The organism is Halomonas sp. SL1 (assembly GCF_003030865.2).
GTDB classification, from domain to species: Bacteria; Pseudomonadota; Gammaproteobacteria; order Pseudomonadales; family Halomonadaceae; genus Halomonas; species Halomonas halophila.
This window is the reverse complement of sequence record NZ_PYUQ02000011.1, coordinates 293,091-314,900: the sequence shown is the minus strand read 5'-3', so window position 1 is coordinate 314,900 and position 21,810 is coordinate 293,091. Positions and strand designations below refer to the sequence as shown.

Annotated in this window: 19 protein-coding genes; 16 read left to right on the top strand and 3 right to left on the bottom strand. The window is 68.9% G+C overall.

All coding sequences use genetic code 11. The features are described from left to right. The first annotated feature begins 85 nt into the window (after nucleotides 1-85). Nucleotides 86-1,930: a dihydroxy-acid dehydratase gene (ilvD, locus tag C9J49_RS05520; protein ID WP_107182262.1), complete on the top strand. Its 1,845-nt coding sequence runs from the start codon at nucleotides 86-88 to the stop codon at nucleotides 1,928-1,930. A gap of 91 nt (nucleotides 1,931-2,021) precedes the next feature. Continuing rightward, entirely contained in the window at nucleotides 2,022-3,113 is a 1,092-nt protein-coding gene (locus tag C9J49_RS05515) for an oxidoreductase (protein WP_046079212.1), read from the top strand. A gap of 81 nt (nucleotides 3,114-3,194) precedes the next feature. Here the strand turns inward: C9J49_RS05515 and nudE are convergent, their stop codons facing one another. Next, entirely contained in the window at nucleotides 3,195-3,782 is a 588-nt protein-coding gene (gene nudE, locus C9J49_RS05510) for an ADP compounds hydrolase NudE (protein WP_046079211.1), read from the bottom strand. A gap of 211 nt (nucleotides 3,783-3,993) precedes the next feature. On the opposite strand from nudE, the gene yrfG reads away from it, so the two are divergent. The 10 genes from yrfG to C9J49_RS05460 all read left to right on the top strand — a co-directional run bounded on the left by yrfG (nucleotide 3,994) and on the right by C9J49_RS05460 (nucleotide 14,954). Beyond that, nucleotides 3,994-4,671: a GMP/IMP nucleotidase gene (gene yrfG, locus C9J49_RS05505; RefSeq protein ID WP_046079210.1), complete on the top strand. Its 678-nt coding sequence runs from the start codon at nucleotides 3,994-3,996 to the stop codon at nucleotides 4,669-4,671. Continuing rightward, nucleotides 4,668-5,048 carry a ribosome-associated heat shock protein Hsp15 gene (hslR, locus tag C9J49_RS05500; protein ID WP_035594179.1) on the top strand — a complete coding sequence of 127 codons (381 nt, stop codon included), beginning with the start codon at nucleotides 4,668-4,670 and terminating at the stop codon, nucleotides 5,046-5,048. Before yrfG ends, hslR begins: the two co-directional genes overlap by 4 nt. Nucleotides 5,049-5,178: 130 nt before the next feature. Next, nucleotides 5,179-6,054 (top strand): Hsp33 family molecular chaperone HslO, encoded by an 876-nt coding sequence (hslO, locus tag C9J49_RS05495; RefSeq protein WP_107182263.1) that lies wholly within the window; start codon nucleotides 5,179-5,181, stop codon nucleotides 6,052-6,054. A 217-nt stretch (nucleotides 6,055-6,271) separates the two neighbouring features. Next, a complete protein-coding gene (locus C9J49_RS05490) occupies nucleotides 6,272-7,825 on the top strand; it encodes a phosphoenolpyruvate carboxykinase (RefSeq protein ID WP_107182264.1) in 1,554 nt (517 codons plus the stop codon). A gap of 141 nt (nucleotides 7,826-7,966) precedes the next feature. Further along, nucleotides 7,967-8,473: a peptide-methionine (R)-S-oxide reductase MsrB gene (gene msrB / locus C9J49_RS05485; protein WP_046079207.1), complete on the top strand. Its 507-nt coding sequence runs from the start codon at nucleotides 7,967-7,969 to the stop codon at nucleotides 8,471-8,473. An 86-nt stretch (nucleotides 8,474-8,559) separates the two neighbouring features. Then, a complete protein-coding gene (locus tag C9J49_RS05480) occupies nucleotides 8,560-10,959 on the top strand; it encodes a Tex family protein (protein ID WP_107182265.1) in 2,400 nt (799 codons plus the stop codon). 127 nt (nucleotides 10,960-11,086) lie between these two features. Beyond that, entirely contained in the window at nucleotides 11,087-12,718 is a 1,632-nt protein-coding gene (gene gshA / locus C9J49_RS05475) for a glutamate--cysteine ligase (protein WP_046079205.1), read from the top strand. Continuing rightward, nucleotides 12,715-13,266, top strand: a complete 552-nt coding sequence (locus C9J49_RS05470) for a disulfide bond formation protein B (RefSeq protein ID WP_107182266.1) — start codon at nucleotides 12,715-12,717, stop codon at nucleotides 13,264-13,266. The genes gshA and C9J49_RS05470 overlap by 4 nt, the downstream gene beginning before the upstream one ends. An 83-nt stretch (nucleotides 13,267-13,349) precedes the next feature. Beyond that, nucleotides 13,350-13,841, top strand: a complete 492-nt coding sequence (gene rsd, locus C9J49_RS05465) for a sigma D regulator (RefSeq protein WP_107182267.1) — start codon at nucleotides 13,350-13,352, stop codon at nucleotides 13,839-13,841. Between the two features lie 138 nt (nucleotides 13,842-13,979). Continuing rightward, nucleotides 13,980-14,954 carry a malate dehydrogenase gene (locus C9J49_RS05460; protein WP_046079203.1) on the top strand — a complete coding sequence of 325 codons (975 nt, stop codon included), beginning with the start codon at nucleotides 13,980-13,982 and terminating at the stop codon, nucleotides 14,952-14,954. A 141-nt stretch (nucleotides 14,955-15,095) separates the two neighbouring features. Here the strand turns inward: C9J49_RS05460 and C9J49_RS05455 are convergent, their stop codons facing one another. Then, nucleotides 15,096-15,752: an HAD family phosphatase gene (locus tag C9J49_RS05455; protein ID WP_035594203.1), complete on the bottom strand. Its 657-nt coding sequence runs from the start codon at nucleotides 15,750-15,752 to the stop codon at nucleotides 15,096-15,098. Nucleotides 15,753-15,935: 183 nt separating this feature from the next. On the opposite strand from C9J49_RS05455, the gene C9J49_RS05450 reads away from it, so the two are divergent. Together C9J49_RS05450 and ptsP are read left to right on the top strand one after the other, a co-directional pair. Then, nucleotides 15,936-16,430: an RNA pyrophosphohydrolase gene (locus C9J49_RS05450; protein ID WP_035594262.1), complete on the top strand. Its 495-nt coding sequence runs from the start codon at nucleotides 15,936-15,938 to the stop codon at nucleotides 16,428-16,430. Nucleotides 16,431-16,505: 75 nt separating this feature from the next. Then, nucleotides 16,506-18,770 carry a phosphoenolpyruvate--protein phosphotransferase gene (ptsP, locus tag C9J49_RS05445; RefSeq protein ID WP_046079202.1) on the top strand — a complete coding sequence of 755 codons (2,265 nt, stop codon included), beginning with the start codon at nucleotides 16,506-16,508 and terminating at the stop codon, nucleotides 18,768-18,770. A 7-nt stretch (nucleotides 18,771-18,777) separates the two neighbouring features. On the opposite strand, the gene C9J49_RS05440 is transcribed toward ptsP, so the two are convergent. Further along, a complete protein-coding gene (locus C9J49_RS05440) occupies nucleotides 18,778-19,572 on the bottom strand; it encodes an NRDE family protein (protein WP_107182268.1) in 795 nt (264 codons plus the stop codon). 108 nt (nucleotides 19,573-19,680) lie between these two features. Here C9J49_RS05440 and C9J49_RS05435 point away from each other — a divergent pair, with 108 nt between their 5' ends. Together C9J49_RS05435 and lgt are read left to right on the top strand one after the other, a co-directional pair. Beyond that, nucleotides 19,681-20,826 carry a response regulator gene (locus tag C9J49_RS05435; protein WP_046079200.1) on the top strand — a complete coding sequence of 382 codons (1,146 nt, stop codon included), beginning with the start codon at nucleotides 19,681-19,683 and terminating at the stop codon, nucleotides 20,824-20,826. 145 nt (nucleotides 20,827-20,971) lie between these two features. After that, nucleotides 20,972-21,772: a prolipoprotein diacylglyceryl transferase gene (lgt, locus tag C9J49_RS05430; protein ID WP_107182269.1), complete on the top strand. Its 801-nt coding sequence runs from the start codon at nucleotides 20,972-20,974 to the stop codon at nucleotides 21,770-21,772. Nucleotides 21,773-21,810: the final 38 nt, after the last annotated feature.

The window sequence follows — 21,810 nt, the reverse complement described above, 5'->3', positions numbered from 1 at the left end:
CCGGGACCTCGCCGACGCGTCGCGCGAGCTCATTGCGATCGTGCGCGCGAGGCCACGGACGGCAGCAGCATATCAAGAGGACACCATGCCCGAGTATCGCTCCCGCACCACCACCGCCGGCCGCAACATGGCCGGTGCCCGCGCCCTGTGGCGCGCCACCGGCATGAAGGACGACGACTTCCACAAGCCGATCATCGCGGTGGCCAACTCCTTCACCCAGTTCGTGCCCGGCCACGTCCACCTCAAGGACATGGGCCAGCTGGTGGCTCGCGAGATCGAGAAGGCCGGCGGGGTGGCCAAGGAATTCAACACCATCGCCGTCGACGACGGCATCGCCATGGGCCATGACGGCATGCTCTACTCGTTGCCGAGCCGCGACATCATCGCCGACAGCGTCGAGTACATGGTCAACGGCCACTGCGCCGACGCCCTGGTGTGCATCTCCAACTGCGACAAGATCACCCCCGGAATGCTGATGGCCGCCATGCGCCTCAACATCCCGGTGATATTCGTCTCCGGCGGCCCCATGGAGGCCGGCAAGACCAAGCTCTTGGACCACGGCCTCGACCTGGTCGACGCCATGGTCATGGCCGCCGACGACTCGGTGGACGACGAGACCCTGAGCGAGGTCGAGCGCAGCGCCTGTCCGACCTGCGGCAGCTGCTCCGGCATGTTCACCGCCAACTCCATGAACTGCCTGACCGAGGCGCTGGGTCTGGCGCTGCCGGGCAACGGCACCCTGCTGGCCACCCACGGCGACCGCCGCCGGCTGTTCGAGACCGCCGGCCATCGCATCGTCGAGCTGGCCAAGCGCTACTACGAGGGCGACGAGGCGCATCTGCTGCCGCGCGCCATCGGCGCCAAGCCGGCGTTCAAGAACGCCATGACCCTGGACATCGCCATGGGCGGTTCCACCAACACCATCCTGCACCTGCTGGCCGCGGCCCAGGAAGCCGGCATCGACTTCGACATGGACGACATCGATCGCCTGTCCCGCGAGGTGCCGCAGCTGTGCAAGGTGGCGCCGAACACCCAGAAGTACCACATCGAGGACGTGCACCGCGCCGGCGGCATCATGGCGATCCTCGGCGAGCTGGACCGCGCCGGCGTGCTGGATACCCGGGTGCCCACCGTCTACGGCGACAGCCTGGCCCAGGCCCTCGAGGAATGGGACATCATGCGCTCGCCGAGCGCCGAGACGGTCGAGTTCTACAAGGCCGGCCCCGGCGGCATCCCGACCCAGACCGCGTTCTCCCAGAGCGCCCGCTGGCCGAGCCTCGACGGCGACCGCGCCACCGGCTGCATCCGCGACCTGGAACACGCCTTCTCCCGTGAGGGCGGCCTGGCCGTGCTCAAGGGCAATATCGCCCTCGACGGCTGCGTGGTGAAGTCCGCCGGCGTCGACGAGTCGATCCTGGTCTTCGAGGGGCCGGCCCACGTGGTCGAATCCCAGGATCAGGCGGTGGAGCACATCCTCGGCGACAAGGTGAAGGAAGGCGACGTGGTGGTGATCCGCTACGAGGGGCCGAAGGGCGGCCCGGGCATGCAGGAGATGCTCTACCCGACCTCCTACCTGAAGTCCAAGGGCCTGGGCAAGGCCTGCGCGCTGCTCACCGACGGCCGCTTTTCCGGCGGCACCTCGGGCCTGTCGATCGGCCACGCCTCGCCGGAAGCCGCCGCCGGCGGTGCCATCGGCCTGGTCCGGAGCGGCGATATCATCCGCATCGACATTCCCAACCGGACCATCGACGTGAAGCTCTCCGACGAGGAGCTCGCCGAGCGTCGCCGCGCCGAGGAAGCCCGCGGCCGCGATGCCTGGAAACCGAGCATCCAGCGCGTGCGCAAGGTCTCGGCGGCGCTCAAGGCCTATGCGCTGCTGGCCACCTCCGCCGACAAGGGTGCGGTGCGCGACCTGACCAAGCTCGACTGAGCCGAAGGCCCCGGCATCGGCCGGGGCCGATTTCCCTTCCACGCGCGACCATCACCCAGATAACGATTCGATCCAGCAGGGAAGCCTTGCAATGAAGACCCAGACCCTCAACGTCGGCCTGATCGGTTTCGGCATGGCCGGACGCACCTTCCATGCGCCCTTGATCCAGACCGCACCGGGCCTCGAGCTCACCGCCGTGGTCTCCAGCGACGCGGAACGGGTCCAGGCGGTCTATCCCGAAGTGGCGGTGCATGCCAAGTCGGCCTCGCTGTTCGCCGATCCCGACATCGACCTGGTGGTCATCGCCACGCCCAACGAGACCCACTTTCCACTGGCCAAGGCGGCGCTGGCCAAGGGCAAGCACGTGGTGCTCGACAAGCCCTTCGCCGTGTCGCTGGCCGAGGCGCGTCAGCTCAAGAGCCTGGCCGACGGCGCCGAGCGCCTGCTCAGCGTCTTCCACAACCGTCGCTGGGACAGCGACCTCCTGACCCTCAAGGGCTTGCTCGACGAGCAACGCCTGGGTCGGGTGGTCGAGGTGGAATCGCGCTTCGACCGCTTCCGACCGACGGTGCCCGACCGCTGGCGCGAGCAGCATCGTCCCGGCAGCGGCATCTGGTTCGACCTGGGCCCGCACCTGCTCGACCAGGCCCGGTCGCTGTTCGGCATGCCTCGGGCCATCCTGCTGGAACTCGCCAGCCTGCGCGACGGCGCCGAGATCGACGATGACTTCCAGGCGGTGCTCGAATACGACCGGCTGCGGGTGACCCTCAAGGCCAGTGCCCTGGTGGCCGAGCCCACGCCGCGCTGGCGGGTCAACGGCACCCGTGGCAGTTTCGTGAAGTACGGCCTGGACCCGCAGGAGGACTGGCTCAAGGCCGGCGAGATTCCGCAGCCGGCCTGGGGCGTCGATCCGTCGCCGGGACGGCTGACGCTGAACGAAGGGGAGGGCGACGCGGTCGAGCTCGTCCATCACGAGGTCGAGGCCGTGCCGGGCGATTACCGTGCCTACTACGACGCCATCGCCCGTACCCTGCTGCGCGGCACGCCGCCGCCGGTGAGCGTCGACGAGGCGCTGGACGTGATGAGTCTGCTCGAGGCGGGGCTGGACAGCTATCGCCAGGGGCGCTGGGTCAAGCTCAAGGAGGGTGGCAGCCTGCCGCGCCGGCTGCACGCCAAGGGCTGAGACGCCAGGGGCTGACACGACCAGGGCTCACATGCTCGCCGCTTCCCCGTGGGTCGGGGAAGCGGCGTTTTTCGGTCGGGCCTACCAGATCGAGGGGCTGGCGTTCTCGGCGCGCATCTTGTCCCGGGCGATGTAGAGGGCCGCGATGGCGCGGGCCTCGTGGAAGTCCTCCCGGGTCAGCAGCGCGCCGATCTCGTCGATGGCGTGGGTCTCGACGATCAGCGGCTCCGGCTCGTCGCCGGGCAGGCGCCTGGGGTAGAGGTCCGTGGCCAGCATCACCTGCATGCGGTGACGCATGTAGTTCGGCGCCAGGGTCAGTTCCACCAGCGGCTCCAGGCGATGGGCGCCGAAGCCGCATTCCTCCATCAGCTCGCGATTGGCGGCGGTGACGATGTCCTCGCCGGGATCCACCAGCCCCTTGGGCAGGGTCAGGGCGTAGTCCTCGACGCCGGCGGCGTACTCGCGGATCAGCAGCACGTGCTCGGGATCGGGCATGGCCACGATCATCACCGCGCCGACGCCGCGTCCGGTGCCGCCCAGCCGCTCGAAGGTGCGCTCGGCGCCGTTGGAAAAGCGCAGCTCCATCTCCTCGATGTTGAACAGCCGGCTGCGGGCGACGCTGCGCCGGGCCAGGACGTGCGGCTTGTGGGGGGCATGGTCGTCGGTCATGGGATCTCCGGTCGTTCGGCGTCTGTCGTGCCCTTGGGATGCCGGTCGCGGGCGTCCGATCAATCCCGCCAATCGGGGCGATAGCCCGGAGCGGTCGGGCGCTGGAATGCGTCCTCGGCATCGTTTGGGTACACTACCACGTCTTTCCCCTGGCGGACGTCACCGCACCGCCGCCGACCCGCCCGAAAGGCGTCCATCCCTAAGGAGTCCCATGATCGACTGGCGTGCCATCGATACCGTCCTTCTCGACATGGACGGCACCCTGCTGGACCTGCACTTCGACAGCCACTTCTGGCTGGAGCACCTTCCGCGCCGCTACGTGGAGCTGCATCGGCTCGACGAGGCGAGCCAGGAGGCGATCCGCGCGCGGATCCTGCGCGAACAGGGCACGCTCAACTGGTACAGCCTGGCCTACTGGAGCCGCGAGCTGGACGTCGACATCCTGGCGCTCAAGCGCGAGGTTCAGCACCTGATCGGCCTGCGCAGCGACGCCCTGGACTTCCTGCGCTGGCTGAAGCGCGCCCATCCGCGCGTGGTGCTGGCCACCAACGCCGACCGCGAGAGCCTGGCGCTGAAGCTGCCGCTCACCGGGCTCGAGGACTACCTGGACGCCATCGTCTCCTCCGCCGACCTCGGCGTGCCCAAGGAGGCCCAGGAATTCTGGTTCTCGCTGCAGGAGGTCGAGCCCTTCGACCCGGCCCGCACGCTGTTCATCGACGACAACGCGGCGGTGCTGGAGAGCGCCCGCGAGTACGGCATCCGCCACCTGCTGGGCATCAAGCAGCCCGACAGCCGGCGACCCGAGAAGGCGCTCGAGGAATTCATCGCCCTGGACCGCTTCGCCGCCATCCTGCCCGAGGAGCGGCCCGACGACGAGGAGAACGCATGAGCGGCGTGCGTCTCGACAAGTGGCTATGGGCGGCGCGCTTCTTCAAGACCCGGGCGCTGGCCAAGAAGGCCATCGAGGGTGGCAAGGTCCATTACAACGGCGGCCGCGCCAAGACCAGCAAGACCGTGGAAGTCGGCGCCCTGATCCGCGTGCCCCAGGGCTGGGATACCTGGGAGGTCGAGGTGGTGGCGCTGTCCGAGCAGCGCCGTGGTGCCCCGGAGGCCCGCGAGCTCTACCAGGAGACCGCGGAGAGCCAGGCGCGCCGGACTAAGGAAGCCGAGAGCCGTCGCCAGGCCAACCAGGCCATGCAGCATCCGCTCAAGCGCCCCGACAAGAAGCAGCGACGCGAGATCAAGCGCTTCATGCGTGGCGACTGAGCCGAGCGGCGCGAGACACCGGGGTCGCCAGAGAGGGAAGACGCGCAGGGCGCGTCTTCTTCGCTCCAGTGTCGTGCCCCGTCCAACCTTCATTCCGTATTCCCGATTTCATTACGATCAGGCAAGCATCATGAGTGATCAGATTCAGCGTTTCCTCTTCGAGGAGACCAATGTCCGCGGCGAGATCGTCACCCTCCAGGAGGCGCACGCCGAGGTCATGGAGCGCCACGAGTATCCGCCGGCGGTGACCCGCCAGCTGGGCGAACTGCTGGCCGCGGTGGCCCTGCTCACCGAGACCGTCAAGCTCGACGGCACCATGAGCATCGAGGTGCGCGGCGACGGCCCGCTGTCGCTGTTGATGGCCGAGTCCAACCCGGGCGGCGAACTGCGCGCCATCGCCCGGCTCGACGAGGAGGCGGCGATCCCCGCCGAGGACGCGAGCTTCACCGAGCTGGTCGGCGAGGGCAAGGTGACCATCACCCTGGACCCGCGCGAGGGCCATCGCTACCAGGGCATCGTGGCGCTGACCCGCGACAGCCTGGCCGGCTGCCTGGAGGACTACTTCGCCCAGTCCGAGCAGCTGCCGACTCGCCTGTGGCTGGCCGACGACGGTCAGCGCGCCGCCGGCCTGCTGCTCCAGCGCCTGCCCGACGAGGCGCAGAATCAGGACGATGACGCCTGGGAGCGCACCGTTCACCTGGCCTCGACCCTCACCGACGCCGAGCTGCTCGAGGTGGAGCAGCGCGAACTGCTGCATCGCCTCTATCACGAGGAGACCGTGCGGGTCTTCGACCCCAAGGCACTGCGTTTCGCCTGCACCTGCTCCCGCGAACGCATCGCCGGCGCCCTGCTGTCGCTGGGCAGCGACGAGCTGCGCGACATCCTCGCCGAGCAGGGTGGCATCGCCACCCAGTGCCACTTCTGCCACACCCGCTACGAGTTCACCCTCGCCGAGGTGGAAGCGATGCTCGAGGACCCCGAGGGTCCGCCTCCCACCGTCCACTGACCCGGCGCCGGTGCGCTAGTAAAGTTACGAGAAAGTCGTTGATCTGACGGCATTTCCTGCCGCTCGACTTGTTTGCCATACTCCCCGGACTCATCCGCGTTCCGGTCGTCGCCTCACAAGACGGTCAACCGCATGCGGCCACCGGGGATGGGTCGAGACCGCATCGCGGACGCCCGGCAAACGAGAGAGAACGGCCTCGAGGCCCAGGAACTGCCACATGACAACGACACGACACGCGACCACCCACCTCAACCTGTCCCGCGCCGAGCTGATCGAGCGGGCGCTGGCGGCCGGCGAGGGCCGCCTGTCCGCCCAGGGGGCGCTGGTGGTCAATACCGGCGCGCGCACCGGACGTTCACCCAGTGACCGCTTCATCGTCGACGAGCCCTCGACCCGGGGCGAGATCGACTGGGGCAGCGTCAACCGGCCCTTCGACGCCGAGCGGTTCGAGACGCTGTGGACGCGCGTCGAGGCCTTCCTGGCCGACGGCGAGCGCTACGTCTCCGAGCTCCATGTGGGCAGTGATCCGGCTCACTACCAGCCGGTTCGGGTGACCACCGAGACCGCCTGGCACAACCTCTTCGGCCGTACCCTGTTCGTGCGCCCCGAGGCCTTCAATCCCTCGTCGAAGCCCGAGTGGCGCATCCTCAATGCGCCTGGCTTCGAATGCGATCCGGCACGGGACGGCACGAACTCCGAAGGCTGCGTGATTCTCGACTTCGCCGGCCGGCGGGTGCTGATCGCCGGCATGCGCTACGCCGGCGAGATGAAGAAGGCCATGTTCTCGGTGCAGAACTTCCTGCTGCCCGAGGCCGACGTGCTGCCCATGCACTGCAGTGCCAACGTCGGCGAGAACGGCGAGACCACGCTGTTCTTCGGCCTCTCCGGCACCGGCAAGACGACCCTCTCCGCCGACCCGTCGCGCTACCTGATCGGCGACGACGAGCACGGCTGGGGACCGGGCACCGTGTTCAACATCGAGGGCGGCTGCTACGCCAAGTGCATCGACCTCTCGGCGAAGAACGAGCCGGTGATCTGGAACGCCATCCGCTTCGGCACCGTGCTGGAGAACGTGGTGCTCGACGAGCACCGCGTGCCGGACTACACCGACGATCGCCTGACCCAGAACTCCCGCGCCGCCTATCCGCTCGAGCACATCGACAAGCGCGTCGCCGAGAACCGCGCCGGCGAGCCCAGCGCCATCGTCTTCCTGACCTGCGACATGAGCGGCGTGCTGCCGCCGGTCTCGGTGCTTTCCAAGGAGGCCGCGGCCTACCACTTCCTGTCTGGCTACACCGCCAAGGTGGGCTCCACCGAGATGGGCGCCTCCGAGGGCCTGGAGGCGACCTTCTCGACCTGCTTCGGCGCGCCGTTCTTCCCGCGGCCGGCCCGGGTCTACGCCGATCTGCTGGTCAAGCGCGTGGCCGAACAGGAGGCTCAGGTCTACCTGGTCAACACCGGCTGGACCGGCGGCGCCTACGGCGAGGGCGGCGAGCGCTTCTCGATTCCCACCACCCGGGCCATCGTCGAGGCGATCCAGAGCGGGGCGCTGCGCGGCGTGGAGACCCGCCGACTCGAGGGTCTCAATCTCGACGTGCCCACCGCCGTGCCCGGCGTGGACGCCACGCTGCTCGACCCGCGCGAGACCTGGGCCGACAAGGCCGCCTACGACCGCCGCCGCGACGACCTGGCCGCGCGCTTCGTCGACAACTTCCGCAAGTTCGAGGGCGTGAGCCCGGCGATCGTCGAGGCCGGGCCGATCGTTCGATGAACCGGCGCCTCGGTGTCGGGTCCCAGAGGGAGGCGCCATCCGGCGGCTCCCTCTCGTTTTTTCGGCAGAGAATCCGTCGGGAAGGTAAGGATGTCGTGATGGGGCCGACCAAGGGCCATCTCGCATCAACGGAGGCGCATCATGAAACGACGCATCTTTCTCGGGTTGCTGGGGATCGGCGGCCTGGCCGGCGCGATGCCGGGGCTGGTCTCGGCGCGGCCCAAGCTCGATCTCGCGCGTGCTCCGGGCATCGAGCCGCTCGCGCTCAGCGAGGCCGAGTGGCGCGAGCGGCTGTCCGAGGCGCGCTTCGAGATCCTGCGCGAGGCCGGTACCGAGCGGGCCTTCTCGAGCCCGCTGGACAAGGAGACCCGTGACGGCGAGTACCGCTGCGCCGGGTGCGATCTGCTGCTGTTCACCAGCGACATGAAGTACGACTCCGGCACCGGCTGGCCGAGCTTCTTCACCCATGTGGAAGGGCATCTGCTCACCGAGCTCGACCTGGTGATGCTGATTCCGCGCACCGAGTACCACTGCGCCCGCTGCGGCGGCCACCAGGGCCACGTGTTCGAGGACGGTCCCGAGCCCACCGGGCTGCGCTGGTGCAACAACGGCCTGGCGCTGCGCTTCGTGCCCGCCACCAGCGGCTAGGCAGCCCACAGGCGCCTGCGCCTCCCGGCGCCGCCGGGGGTGTGATACCTTGTCGCGATCGTCTGTCCCGGATTGCCAAGGATTACATGGACGCACAAGCCAAGATCATCGATCGTCTCGCCGAGGAACTCGGCGTTCGCGGCCCTCAGGTTTCGGCCACCGTGGAACTGCTCGACGGCGGCGCCACCGTGCCCTTCATCGCCCGCTATCGCAAGGAAGTCACCGGCGGGCTGGATGACACCCAGCTGCGCCAGCTGCACGAGCGGCTGGGCTATCTGCGCGAGCTGGAGGAGCGCCGCGAGGCGGTGCTGGCCAGCATCGACGAGCAGGGCAAGCTGACGCCCGAGCTGACCGCCAGCATTCGCGCCGCCGATACCAAGCAGCGTCTGGAAGACCTCTACCTGCCGTATCGCAAGAAGCGTCGCACCAAGGCGCAGATCGCCCGCGAGGCCGGCCTTGAGCCGCTGGCGGATGAGCTGCTGGCCGATCCCACGCTCGACCCCGAGGCCGAAGCCGCCCGCTACCTGCGTGCCGCCGATGGCGACATCCCGGCCATCGAGGACGCCAAGGCCGCCCTGGACGGCGCCAAGCAGATCCTGATGGAGCGCTTCGCCGAGGAGGCCGAGCTGGTCGGCCGTCTCCGCGAACGGCTGTGGAGCGACGGCGAGCTCTCCTCGCGGCTGATCGCCGGCAAGGAGCAGGAGGGCGCCAAGTTTTCCGACTACTTCGAGCACGACGAGCCGCTGGCCAAGGTGCCCTCGCATCGGGCGCTGGCGATGTTCCGCGGCCGCAACGAGGGCGTGCTGGCGCTGACCCTGCGCCTGCCCGGCGAGGACGAGGCCCCGCTGCATCCGGCCCAGGTGGCGATCGCCAGGCACTTCGAGATCGCCGACCGCGGCCGTCCCGCCGATCGCTGGCTGGCCGAGGTGGTGCGCTGGACCTGGCGCGTCAAGCTCTACACCCATCTCGAGACCGAGCTGATGGGCCGGCTGCGCGAGCGCGCCGAGCTCGAGGCCATCGAGGTGTTCGCCGCCAACCTCAAGGATCTGCTGCTGGCCGCACCGGCGGGCCAGAAGGCGACGCTGGCCATCGACCCGGGCCTGCGTACCGGCTGCAAGGTCGCGGTGGTCGACGCCACCGGGCGTTTCCTCGAGCACGCCACCATCTTCCCCCATGCCCCGCGCAACCAGTGGGACGAGTCGCTGGCCGTGCTGGCACGGCTGGTGAACAAGCACGACGTGACCCTGGTGGCGGTGGGCAACGGCACCGCCAGCCGCGAGACCGACAAACTGGCGGGCGACCTGGTCAAGGCCCTCTCTTCAAGCACCGGGGCCAGTCAGAAGCGGCTGTCCAAGGTGATGGTCAGCGAAGCCGGCGCCTCGGTGTACTCGGCCTCGGAATACGCCGCCCGGGAGCTGCCCGAGCTCGACGTGACCATCCGCGGTGCGGTCTCCATCGCCCGTCGGCTGCAGGACCCGCTGGCCGAGCTGGTCAAGATCGAGCCCAAGTCGATCGGCGTCGGTCAGTACCAGCACGACGTCTCCCAGGTGCAGCTGTCGCGCAGCCTGGAGGCGGTGATCGAGGACTGCGTCAACGCCGTGGGCGTCGATCTCAACACCGCCTCCAGCGCGCTGCTGTCGCGGGTGGCCGGCCTCAACGCGGGGCTGGCCGAGAACATCGTCGCCCGTCGCGACGCCGAGGGCGCCTTCGCCAGCCGCAAGCAGCTGCTCGACGTCAGCCGCCTGGGGCCGAAGACCTTCGAGCAGTGCGCCGGCTTCCTGCGCATCATGGGCGGCGACAATCCGCTGGATGCCAGTGCCGTGCACCCCGAGGCCTACCCGCTGGTCGAGCGCATCGCCAAGCAAAGCCAGCGCGAGCTGGGCGGGCTGATCGGCGACAGCGCGACCCTCAAGGCCCTCAAGCCCGCCGACTTCGCCGACGAGCGCTTCGGCGTGCCCACCGTCAGCGATATCCTCAAGGAGCTCGACAAGCCGGGTCGCGACCCGCGTCCCGAGTTCAAGGCGGCCGAGTTCCGCGAGGGCGTCGAGACGCTCAAGGACCTGGAGCCCGGGATGGTGCTCGAGGGCAGCGTCACCAACGTCACCCACTTCGGCGCCTTCGTCGACATCGGCGTGCACCAGGACGGCCTGGTGCACATCTCGGCGCTGTCCGACACGTTCGTCGAGGATCCGCGCTCGGTGGTCAAGGCCGGCGACATCGTCAAGGTCAAGGTGATGAGCGTGGATCTCGAGCGCGCCCGCGTCGGGCTCTCCATGCGCCTCGACGACCAGCCCGGCGAAGACGGCCAGCCGACCCGGCGCGGCGGCGAGCGCCAGGGCCAGAAGGCCCCACGCAAGGGCGGCGGTCGAGGCCAAGGTCAGGGTAGCAAGGCCCAGGGCGGCAAGGGCCAGCAGGGCGGCGGCCAGAACGACGGCCAGCTCGGTGCCCTGGGCGCGGCGCTGCTCAAGGCCAAGAAGGGGCAGTAGGCCGGGCGATCGATTAGCCGGCTTACCTTGAATCGCCGAGTTTCGGCACCATAATCTGAGGTCTTTGCGGGTGCCGCGGCGCCCGAAACGTCCACCGGGACGCCGGCATCGGCGTCCCCGACACGGGGTGATCACCTTGTCCGAATCGCTTTCCCCCCACATCGAGCGCCTCGGCCGGCTGGCCGACCAGGGGCGTTTCGGTCGTCTGCGCCGCGGTATCGAGAAGGAAGGGCTGCGCGTCGACGGCGCGGGGCGCATCGCTCAGAGCCCGCATCCCCGGGCGCTGGGCTCCAAGCTCACCCATCCGCACATCACCACCGACTATTCCGAAGCGCTGCTGGAGTACATCACCCCGGTCTACAGCCGCCCGGAAGACGCCCTGGATTTCCTCGCCGACCTGCATCGCTTCAGCTATCGCCAGCTGGGCGAGGAGCGGATCTGGCCGGCCAGCATGCCGGCCCGGCTCGACGGCAACGACAGCGTGCCGATCGCCGACTACGGCGACTCCAACGTGGGTCGCATGAAACACGTCTATCGCCGCGGCCTGGACGTGCGCTACGGGCGCATCATGCAGGCGATCGCCGGGGTGCACTACAACGTCTCGCTGCCCGACGACCTGTTCGCGCTGCTGCGCGAACTCGACGGCGAGGGCGAGACGGCGATACAGGACTATCGCTCGGCGCGCTATTTCGCGCTGATCCGCAACTTCCGCCGCCACAGCTGGCTGCTGCTGTACCTGTTCGGCGCCTCGCCGGCGGTGGACCGCAGCTTCCTGCCCGACGGTCGGGTGCCGGAGGGGCTCGAGCCCCACGCTGACCAGACGCTGGTATCGCGCTACGCCACCAGCCTGCGCATGTCCGACCTGGGCTACCAGAACAAGGTGCAGGAGCAGCTCAAGATCTGCTTCAACTCGCTGTCGAACTACGTCAACACCCTGCGCCACGCCATCTTCACGCCCTGGCCGGACTATGAGGCCCGCGGCGTGCGCGTGGACGACGAGTGGCGCCAGCTCAATGCCAACATCCTGCAGATCGAGAACGAGTACTACAGCGACATTCGGCCCAAGCGGGTGGCGCGCCACGACGAGACGCCCAGCCAGGCGCTGGAGGCCCGCGGCGTGGAGTACATCGAGGTGCGCTGCCTCGACCTCAACCCCTTCGATCCGCTCGGCATCGACGCCCACCAGAGCCGTTTCATCGACGTCTTCCTGCTGTGGTGCCTGCTCACCGAGAGCCCCTGGATCTCCGACGAGGAGTGCGAGCACCTGGACTTCAACCGCCGCCTGGTGGTGTCCCGCGGGCGCGATCCCGAGCTGCGCCTCGATCACCATGGCGCCAAGCGCTCCATCGCCGACTGGGGCGGCGATATCTTCAAGGGGCTCGGCGAGATCGCCGCGCTGCTGGATCGTCTCGAGGAGGGTGCGCCCCACGCCGCCGCCCTGGCGGCACTGGCGCCACGCCTCGAGGATCCGTCGCTGACGCCGTCCGGGCGGATGCTCGAGCGCCTGGAAACCGGCGGCGAGGAGTTCGTGGAGGCGATCCTGGCGCTGGCCGGCGAGCAGGGCGAGCGCCTGCGGGAGGAGCCCATCGAGCGCGCCCGCGAGGCGCTGTTCGACCAGCTGGTGGAGACCTCCCATCAGCAGCAGGGCGACATCGAGGCCGCCGACGTCGAACCCTTCGCCGACTTCCTGGCCGACTACTTCGCCCGGGCGCGTGAGTCTCGCGCCTTCAGCCCGCTGCGTTCGGGGGGGGCAGCATGATCGATGCGATGCGCGAGGCGCGCGTGCGCGGCTGGAGCCTGGTGGGCCTGGCCTTCTGCGTGATGATGATGGCGGTGGCCCTGGGCCTCGAGCACCTCGGCGGGCTAGAGCCCTGCCCGCTGTGCATCTTCCAGCGGGTGGCGGTGATCGCCGCCGGTGTGGTGTTCGCCGTGGCGGCACTGCACGACCCGAAAGGGCGCCTCGGTGGGGCGCTCTACGGGTTGCTGTCGCTGGGGGCGGTGGGCACCGGCATCGGCCTGGCCTGGCGTCACCTGTGGCTGCAGTCGCTGCCCGCCGACGAGGTGCCGAGCTGCGGCCCCGGCCTCGACTACATGATGGAGGTGCTGCCCCTGCAGCAGGTGGTGTCCATGGTGCTCAACGCCTCCGGCGAGTGTGCCGAGATCAGCGCGCGCTTCCTGGGGCTGTCGCTGCCGGGCTGGACGCTGATCGGCTTCGCGATGCTGGCGGTGGTGCCGCTGGGGCTGCTGTGGCGTGCCTGCCGGTCGCGCACCGGCTATCGTTGGTCGGAGGATGCGCCGCAGGATTGACAGCGCCCGCCCCAGGGAGGACTCTGAGTCTCCACCGGGCGGTTGGGTGTCCGAGGTCGGATTCATCGAGCGAGGGAAGCACCATGCTGGAAGACTGCAAGAGCGCGCAGGAGCGCTGGGGAGGCGTTCACAGGCTGATCGATCGCTGGCTCGGCGAGCGGCGCACGCTACTGGCGCACTTCGACGAGCTCAAGGCGGCCTGTGACGCCGACCTGGAGGAGATCACCAAGCCACGCATCGATGCCTTCAGCGAGCTGCTGATGGACTACATCAGCGCCGGGCACTTCGAGATCTACCCCCAGCTCAAGGCCGAGGCCGAGGCCTTCGAGGACGGCGGCGCCCTCGAACTCGCCGATCGCCTGCTCGAGCGTCTCGAGATGTCCACCGAGCTGGTGCTGGCCTTCGACGAGGACTACGCCACGCCGGTACGCTGCCAGCATTATCTGACGCGGCTGCCGGCCTGGCTGGATCGCCTGTCCAAGGGGCTCGACGAGCGCTTCTCCCTGGAGGACCGCCTGATCGCCCGACTGCACGCGGCACACGCCCCCGAGGTTCGCGCCTCCAGCGGCGCCTGATCCTGGCCTCCTGCGAGTGCGTCGCACGTCGAATTGAGTTTTGTGCAGCGCAGGCATACCATTTCCCTCGGTTTTGATCCTGGCCGGGCCGCTCAGGCGCCCCGGCCGATCCTCACGGCGACAACCGAAGGAGCCACGATGAAAGACCCCGTCCGTATTGCCATTACCGGCGCTGCCGGCCAGATCAGCTACTCCCTGGCGTTCCGCATCGCCTCCGGCGACATGCTCGGCAAGGACCAGCCGGTCATCCTGCAGCTGCTCGAGATCACGCCGGCCATGGACGCGCTCAACGGTGTGGTGATGGAACTCAACGACTGCGCCTTCCCGCTGGTGCAGGACATCGTCGCCTCCGACGACCCCAACGTCGCCTTCAAGGATGCCGATTTCGCCCTGCTGGTCGGCGCTCGTCCGCGCGGTCCGGGCATGGAGCGCAAGGACCTGCTGGAAGCCAACGCCGCCATCTTCTCTGCCCAGGGCAAGGCCCTGAACGACGTCGCCAGCCGCGACGTCCGTGTGCTGGTGGTGGGCAACCCGGCCAACACCAATGCCCTGATCGCGTCCTGCAACGCGCCGGACCTCGATGCCGGCCAGTTCACCGCCATGATGCGTCTGGACCACAACCGCGCCCTGACCCAGCTGGCCCAGAAGACCGGCAAGCACAGCACCGACGTCGAGTCGATGATCGTGTGGGGCAACCACAGCGCCACCCAGTATCCGGATCTGGCCCACTGCAAGGTCGACGGCAAGCCGGCCCTGGAGCTGGTCGAGCGCGACTGGTACGAGAACGACTTCATCCCCACCGTGCAGCAGCGCGGCGCGGCCATCATCAAGGCCCGCGGTGCCTCTTCCGCCGCCTCCGCGGCGTCCGCGGCCATCGACCACATGCGTGACTGGGCGCTGGGCAGCGACGGCATCGTCAGCATGGGCATCCCGGCCGACGGCAGCTACGGCATCGAGCCGGGCATCATGTATTCCTACCCGGTGGTGTGCAAGGACGGCAAGTACGAGATCGTGCAGGACCTGGCGGTCGACGACTTCAGCCGCGAGCGCATGACCGCCACCGAGAACGAGCTGCGCGAAGAGCGTGCCGCGGTGGAGCATCTGCTGGGCTGACGCCAGCCGTAAGCTTGAAGCTTGAAGCTGTAAGAAAACCCCGCACGGCATGGCCTGTGCGGGGTTTTTTGTCTTTCTTCCAGGCGCGAAGCGCCGCTCTTCCAGCTTCGAGCTTCGAGCTCCCGGCGAAGCCGGGCCGGCTCAGTCCCGCAGGCTGATGATCCGCCAGTCGCGCTGCTCGGCGGCCTGGCGAAGCGAGTCGTCCGGGTCCACGGCCACCGGGTGGTCGACGAGCTCCAGCAGCGGCAGGTCGTTGTGGGAATCGCTGTAGAACCAGGCGCCGTGCAGGGAGAGTTCGCGTTGCTCGAGCCACTGCTCCAGGCGCGTCACCTTGCCTTCACGAAAGCTCGGTACGCCGCTGACCCGGCCGGTGTAGCGCCCGTCGACCATCTCCGGTTCCACGGCGATCAGCTCGTCGATGCCCAGGCGCTCGGCGATGGGGCCGGTGATGAAACGGTTGGTGGCGGTAACGATCAGCAGGGTGTCGCCGCTGGCCCGGTGGCGGGCGATCAGCTCTTCGCCGCGGGGCAGGATGTGCGGCTCGATCTTGCTGGCCATGAACTGCTGGTGCCAGGCCGCCAGCTGTGCAGGAGAGTTGTCGGCCAGAGGCTTGAGCGCCACCGCCAGGAATTCGTTCATGTCCAGGGTGCCGGCCTCGTAGTCGGCCATGAAGCGGTCGTTGGCTTCCTTGTAGGCCACCGGGTCCACGGCGCCCTGCTCGAGCAGGAACTCCCCCCAGGCGTGGTCGCTGTCGATGGAGAGCAGGGTGTTGTCCAGGTCGAAGATGGCGAGGCTCACGGCTTTCCTCTTGGTTGTCGGGCGCGCGTCGCGGGTTGGGGCGCGTCGGTATCGTTGTCGCGTCGAGCCCGGGATTATGGCAGAACCGCCCGGCCCCTACGAGCATGGCCCCATTGGCGTATTGATACGTTTCACGGCCTTGTGGAAGAATGCAGTGAAGACTGGATTCATAAGGTGAAGTCCGTGATCGACGCAGATGGCTTTCGCCCCAACGTTGGCATCATTCTCGCCAACGACGAAGGGCAACTGCTATGGGCGCGTCGGGTAGGGCAGAATGCGTGGCAGTTTCCCCAGGGAGGCATCAAGGCGAACGAGACACCGCAACAGGCACTGTTTCGCGAACTCTACGAGGAGGTCGGCCTGACGGCCGATGACGTCGAGGTGCTTGCCTGTACCCGAGGCTGGTTGCGCTACCGCCTACCGCGCCGCATGGTAAGAACCCGTTCCCGGCCGGTGTGCATCGGCCAGAAGCAGAAGTGGTTCCTGCTCAGGATCCGCTGTGGCGAGACCCGCATCAGCATGGATGGCGGTGCGGCCAAACCGGAGTTCGACGGCTGGCGCTGGGTCAGCTACTGGTACCCGCTGGGCCAGGTGGTGCCCTTCAAGCGCGAGGTCTACCGGCGCGCGCTGCGCGAGCTGTCACCGCGCGCCCAGCGCCTGGCGCTGGGGCATGGCTGACGCCACGACACGCGCCGGGCTCGGCCCCGGCTATACCCTCAGCGAGGCATAACGACAATGGACAGTAAAACGCCGATGCTCGAGGTACTGCGCCGCATCATCCTGGAGGTCAACGGGGCTCGCAATCTGGAGGCCGCCCTGTCGACCATGGTGCGGCGCATCCGCAAGGCCATGCGTACCGACGTATGCTCCTTCTACCTCTTCGATACCCAGCTCGACCGCCTGGTGCTGATGGAGACCATCGGCCTGCGCACCCAGGCCGTGGGCCATGTGAGCCTGCCGGTGGGCGAGGGCCTGGTCGGGCTGGTGGCCCAGCGGGAGGAACCCCTCAATCTCGAGGACGCCCGGGCCCATCCCTATTTCCGCTACTTCGAGACCACCGGCGAGGAGCGCTATTCCAGCTTCCTCGGCGTGCCGATCATCCATCAGCGTCGCATGCTCGGCGTGCTGGTGGTTCAGCAGGCCGACAAGCGTCGCTTCGACGAGGCCGACGAGGCCTTCCTGGTCACGATGGCCGCACAGCTCGCCGGCGTGCTGGCTCATGCGCTGGCCACCGGCAGCCTGACTCGGCCGTCGCTGCCCGGCGGTCAGGCCACCTTCACCGGGGTCGCGGCCTCGCCGGGCATGGCCATCGGCGAGGCGGTGGTGATCGCGCCGCCCGCCGATCTCGACAGCGTGCCCGACCTCATCCCCACCGACGAAGAGTACGAGATCGAGCGGCTCAGCGAGGCGATCGGTCGGGTTCGCGACGAGATACGCGCCGCCGGCGAGCGCCTGGCCAACCGCATTTCCGCCCAGGAACTGGCGCTGTTCGACGTCTATCAGCAGATGCTCGGCGAGGAGGCGCTGTTCCAGGAGGTGGTCAAGCGCATCCGCGAGGGACAGTGGGCCCCCGGGGCGCTGGCCGACGTGGTGCGTCGCCACGTGCAGTACCTGGAGCGAGTGAGCGACGACTACCTGCGCGAACGGGCGGCGGACGTGCGCGACCTGGGGCGGCGCGTGCTGGCCCATCTGCAGGAAAACACCTCCGCGACGCCCGACGTGTATCCGGAGCGCACCGTGCTGGTCAGCGACGAGATCAGCGTGGCGATGCTCGGCGAGGTGCCGCGGGACAAGCTGGCGGGCATCGTCTCGGTGCGCGGCTCCAGCACGTCCCATGTGGCGATCGTGGCCCGCGCCATGGGTATTCCCACCGTGCTGGGCATGGTCGATCTGCCGCTGCCCAGGCTCAACGGCGCCAGACTGGTGCTCGACGGCCACCGCGGGCGGCTGTTCGTGCGTCCGAGCCCCGATATCGAGAGCCACTACGAAGGCCTGATCGAGGAGGAGCGGGCGCTCTCGGAGCTGCTCGAGCACGAACAGGATCTGCCGAGTCGCACGCCGGACGGTCACGACGTGCGGCTGCTGGTCAACACCGGCCTCGCGGTGGACGCCATGGCATCGCTCAAGTCGCGGATCGGCGGGGTGGGGCTGTATCGCACCGAAGTGCCGTTCATGATCACCGAACGTTTCCCCGGGGAGCAGGAGCAGACCCGGCTCTACCGCGAGCAGCTGGAGGGCTTCGCCCCGCTGCCGGTGGTGATGCGCACCCTGGACATCGGCGGCGACAAGGACCTGCCCTATTTCCCCATCGAGGAGGCCAACCCCTTCCTCGGCTGGCGCGGCATCCGCGTCACCCTGGATCACCCCGAGGTGCTGATGGTCCAGCTGCGGGCCATGCTGCGGGCGTCACAGGGGCTCGATAACCTGCAGATCCTGCTGCCGATGATCACCAACGTCGACGAGGTCGACGACGCCCTGCGGCTGCTGGAACGGGCCATTCGCGAGCTCGGCGAGGACGGCGTCGAGGTGGCCAGGCCTCAGGTCGGGGCGATGATCGAGGTGCCGGCGACCCTCTATCAGCTCGATGCGCTGGCCGAGCGGGTGGACTTCTTCTCGGTGGGCAGCAACGACCTGACCCAGTACCTGCTGGCGGTGGATCGCAACAACCCCCGGGTGGCGGATCTCTACGACGCCTGTCATCCGGCGGTGCTGTCGGCCATGGCGCGTCTGGCGCGGGAGGCGACGGCGCTGAAGGTGCCGATCTCGGTGTGCGGCGAGCTGGCGGCCGATCCGGCCGGGGCGCTGTTGCTGATGGGCATGGGCTTCGATGCGCTGTCGATGAACGCGCCGAGCCTGCCCAAGGTGCGGGCCGCCATCCGCCGCGTCAGCCTGACGTCGGCGCAGACGCTGGTGGAAGACGCCCTGGCCGAATCCTCGCCGCTGGGCGTCAGGCGCTGCCTGGAGGCGAGCATGAGCGATTGGCAGCTCGCCCACCTGCTGCCGCCCAAGGATGCCTGACGCTCGGTCAGGCGCCAGTGCCGCCGGCAGGCGGTGGCGTGTCGAGCGTCAGCCGATGCTCGCCGAGTGAGGTGCCGTTCGGACCGAAGCGCCGTTCGCCGAGAGTCAGTCGGCCGTCGGCGCGCCATTCCAGCCAGCTGGTGGCCCGGGTACCGTAGTCTTCACCGACGATGAACGCCGCCGAGAGGCGGCGTTCGAGTGCCTGGCCCACGCCGGTATCCGGCAGCCGTGCGTCCTCTGCCTCGCGAGCGTCGGCGAGCGGCGCCAGGGCGTCATCCGGCCAGCGTCCGTTGCCCAGGCTGTCGGCAAGCCCGCGGCGCGCGGCCATCAGCTTCGGCCAGGGCGTGTCCCGTTCGGCATTGGAGAGGCCGTGCAGGCCGGGGGCGAGGCGCTCGAGCCGAACACGATCGCGGCCGCGATGGAGATACCACAGTCGCCGGCCGTCGCCGACCAGCAGGTTGAAACCCGCGTAGCGTCGGGCGTCGCCGTCGGCGAGCGCGCCCAGCCAGCCTTCGAGATCATCGGCCTCCAGGGCCGAGCGCACCAGGTCGCCGCGGCTGGGGGCGTCTTCGGGGGCCGAAAGCGCCGGGTCGCGGACGTTGGTCACGGCGGAGAAGCGTCCGCGCCGGTGCACGGCGAGCCAGCCGCCGCCGGCCTGCAGGTCGCGGCCGCCGACGATGCCGGGAGCGTCGTCCCACGCCGCCAGCGGCGCGGTGGGGCGGGCGTGGAACTCGTCACGGTTGGCCACCAGGCGCAGCACGACGGAGGCGTCGGGCCGGTGGGCGAGGGCAATCAGGCACATGGCTGCCAGACTACCCCGCTCGTCGGCACGCGCAAAGCCCCGTCATGACAGGGTCGGCCCGGCATCGTACACTCTGCCGACGACAATCGACGCGATACAGGGATGACAATGAGTGTCGAGACAAGCAAGGAGCGAGCCTGGCCACGTCTGGTCACGCCGATTCTCTGGCCATTGCTGGCCCTCCAGGTGGTGCTGGTGGGGCTGTGGCTGGCGGTAGGACTGAGCGGCCGCTGGCCGGTGCTGTCCCCGGTCTCCTGGGGCGATACGTTCTGGTGGCTGCTGGTGCTGGCGGTCGGCAGCGGCCTCAACGTGACGGCCTTCCTGATGCTGCTGCGCCAGCGCCTCCGCGCCGAGGAAGCCCGAGTCGAGGCGGCCTTCGGCCGGCTCAACGAGCGGCTGGTCGCCATCGGTGGCGACGATGCCCCCGGGGCGGGACGGCTCCAGGATGCCGGCCTGCCGCTCGAGCGACGCCTCGAGGCCGTGGCGGAGAGCTGCGATGCCCTCGGCGCACGCTGGCGGGCCGAGCTGGAGGCCGTGCGCGGCGTGGAGCGTCGCCTCAATGATGATCTTCAGGCCCAGCAGGGCCGCCTGGCTCGGCTCGAGACCGGACGCGTGCGCGCCCAGGAGGAGTCGCGGCTCAAGTCCGGCTATCTCAGCCACCTGCAACAGATGCTGCAGCCGCTGATGGCTTCCGTGTCCGAGGTGTTGCAGGGCGAGCGTTTTCAGCGCCCGGACGGAGACGCCGAGCGCAACGCTCTGGCGGGGCTGCGGGAGCGGCTGGCGGAGACCGCGGTGCTGCTGGAGAACCTTGGCGACCCGGAACCGACGGAGGCAGCGCTGCCGACAGCGTCCGCCCCCCGGGTGCTGGTCGTCGACGATGGTCCGGTCAACCTGATGCTGGCGCGCAAGGTGCTGGAGGGGCGGGGGCTCGAGGTGGTCACGGCCACCAGCGGCCGGGAAGCCCTCGACAGCCTGGAGGCGTCGCCTTTCGACATGGTCTTCCTGGATATCTACATGGCCGGCCTGGACGGCGTGGAGACCTGTCGTGCCTGGCGGACCCGGGAAGCCGAGCGTGGCGATCGGGGGCGCAGCGTGCTGGTGGCCTTGACCGCCAATGCCGGCGAAAGCGATCGCCGCCGCTTCCGCGAGGCCGGCATGGATGACTACCTGGCCAAGCCTTATCGTCCCCAGGACCTGCTGGATCGCGTGCAACACTGGTTGCCCGGGCGCCTGATGGGGGAGGAAGACGCATGAGCCGCCTCCCGTTCGCCAGCGGTGCCTCTCCTTCGCCGGCCAGCCGGTGACGGTCGCCCCCGGCTTGCTGCTATGATCCCGACCGCGGCGCCACCGCGGTCTGCCCCTGTCCTTACCTTTCTTCCCCGCATCGTTCGAGGCCCCCATGCTGCGCTATCCCGATATCGACCCCGTGGCCATCTCGCTTGGTCCGCTCCAGGTTCACTGGTATGGCCTGATGTACGTCATCGGCTTCATCGCCGCCTGGTGGCTGGGCCGCCGCCGCGCCGCTCGCATCGGCCTCAATGGCGACGATGTGGGTGACCTGATCTTCTATGCCGCCCTGGGCGTGGTGCTCGGCGGACGGCTGGGCTATGCGCTGTTCTACGGCCTCGACCAGTGGCTGGGCGATCCGCTTTGGATCCTGCGCGTCTGGGACGGCGGCATGAGCTTCCACGGCGGCATGATTGGCGTGCTACTGGCCTCGCTCTACTTCGCTCGCAAGAAGCGGCTGGCGTTCTTCACCCTCACCGATTTCGTCGCCCCGCTGGTGCCGATCGGCCTGGGAGCCGGGCGCATCGGCAACTTCATCAACCACGAGCTGCCGGGCCGGGTCACCGACCTGCCCTGGGGGCTGGTGTTCCCCGGTCTGGGGAACGAGCCGCGCCATCCTTCATCGCTGTATGAGGCGGTGCTGGAAGGGGCGGTGCTGTTCGCGGTGCTGTGGTGGGTCTCGGCCACGCCGCGCCGTCGCGGCCTGGTGTCGGGGCTGTTCCTGACGCTCTACGGCGTGTTCCGCTTCGGCGTGGAGTTCGTGCGTCGCCCGGACCCGCAGCTCGGCTTCATCGCCTTCGACTGGCTGACCATGGGCATGCTGCTGTCGCTGCCGATGATCATCGCCGGCGTGGCGCTGATGGCCTGGTCCCGCGGCCGGCCAGTGGATGCCAGGGTCGACGCTGCGGCCTGAGCGCAGCAGGGCGGTGGCCGCTATGGGCGGCCACCGCC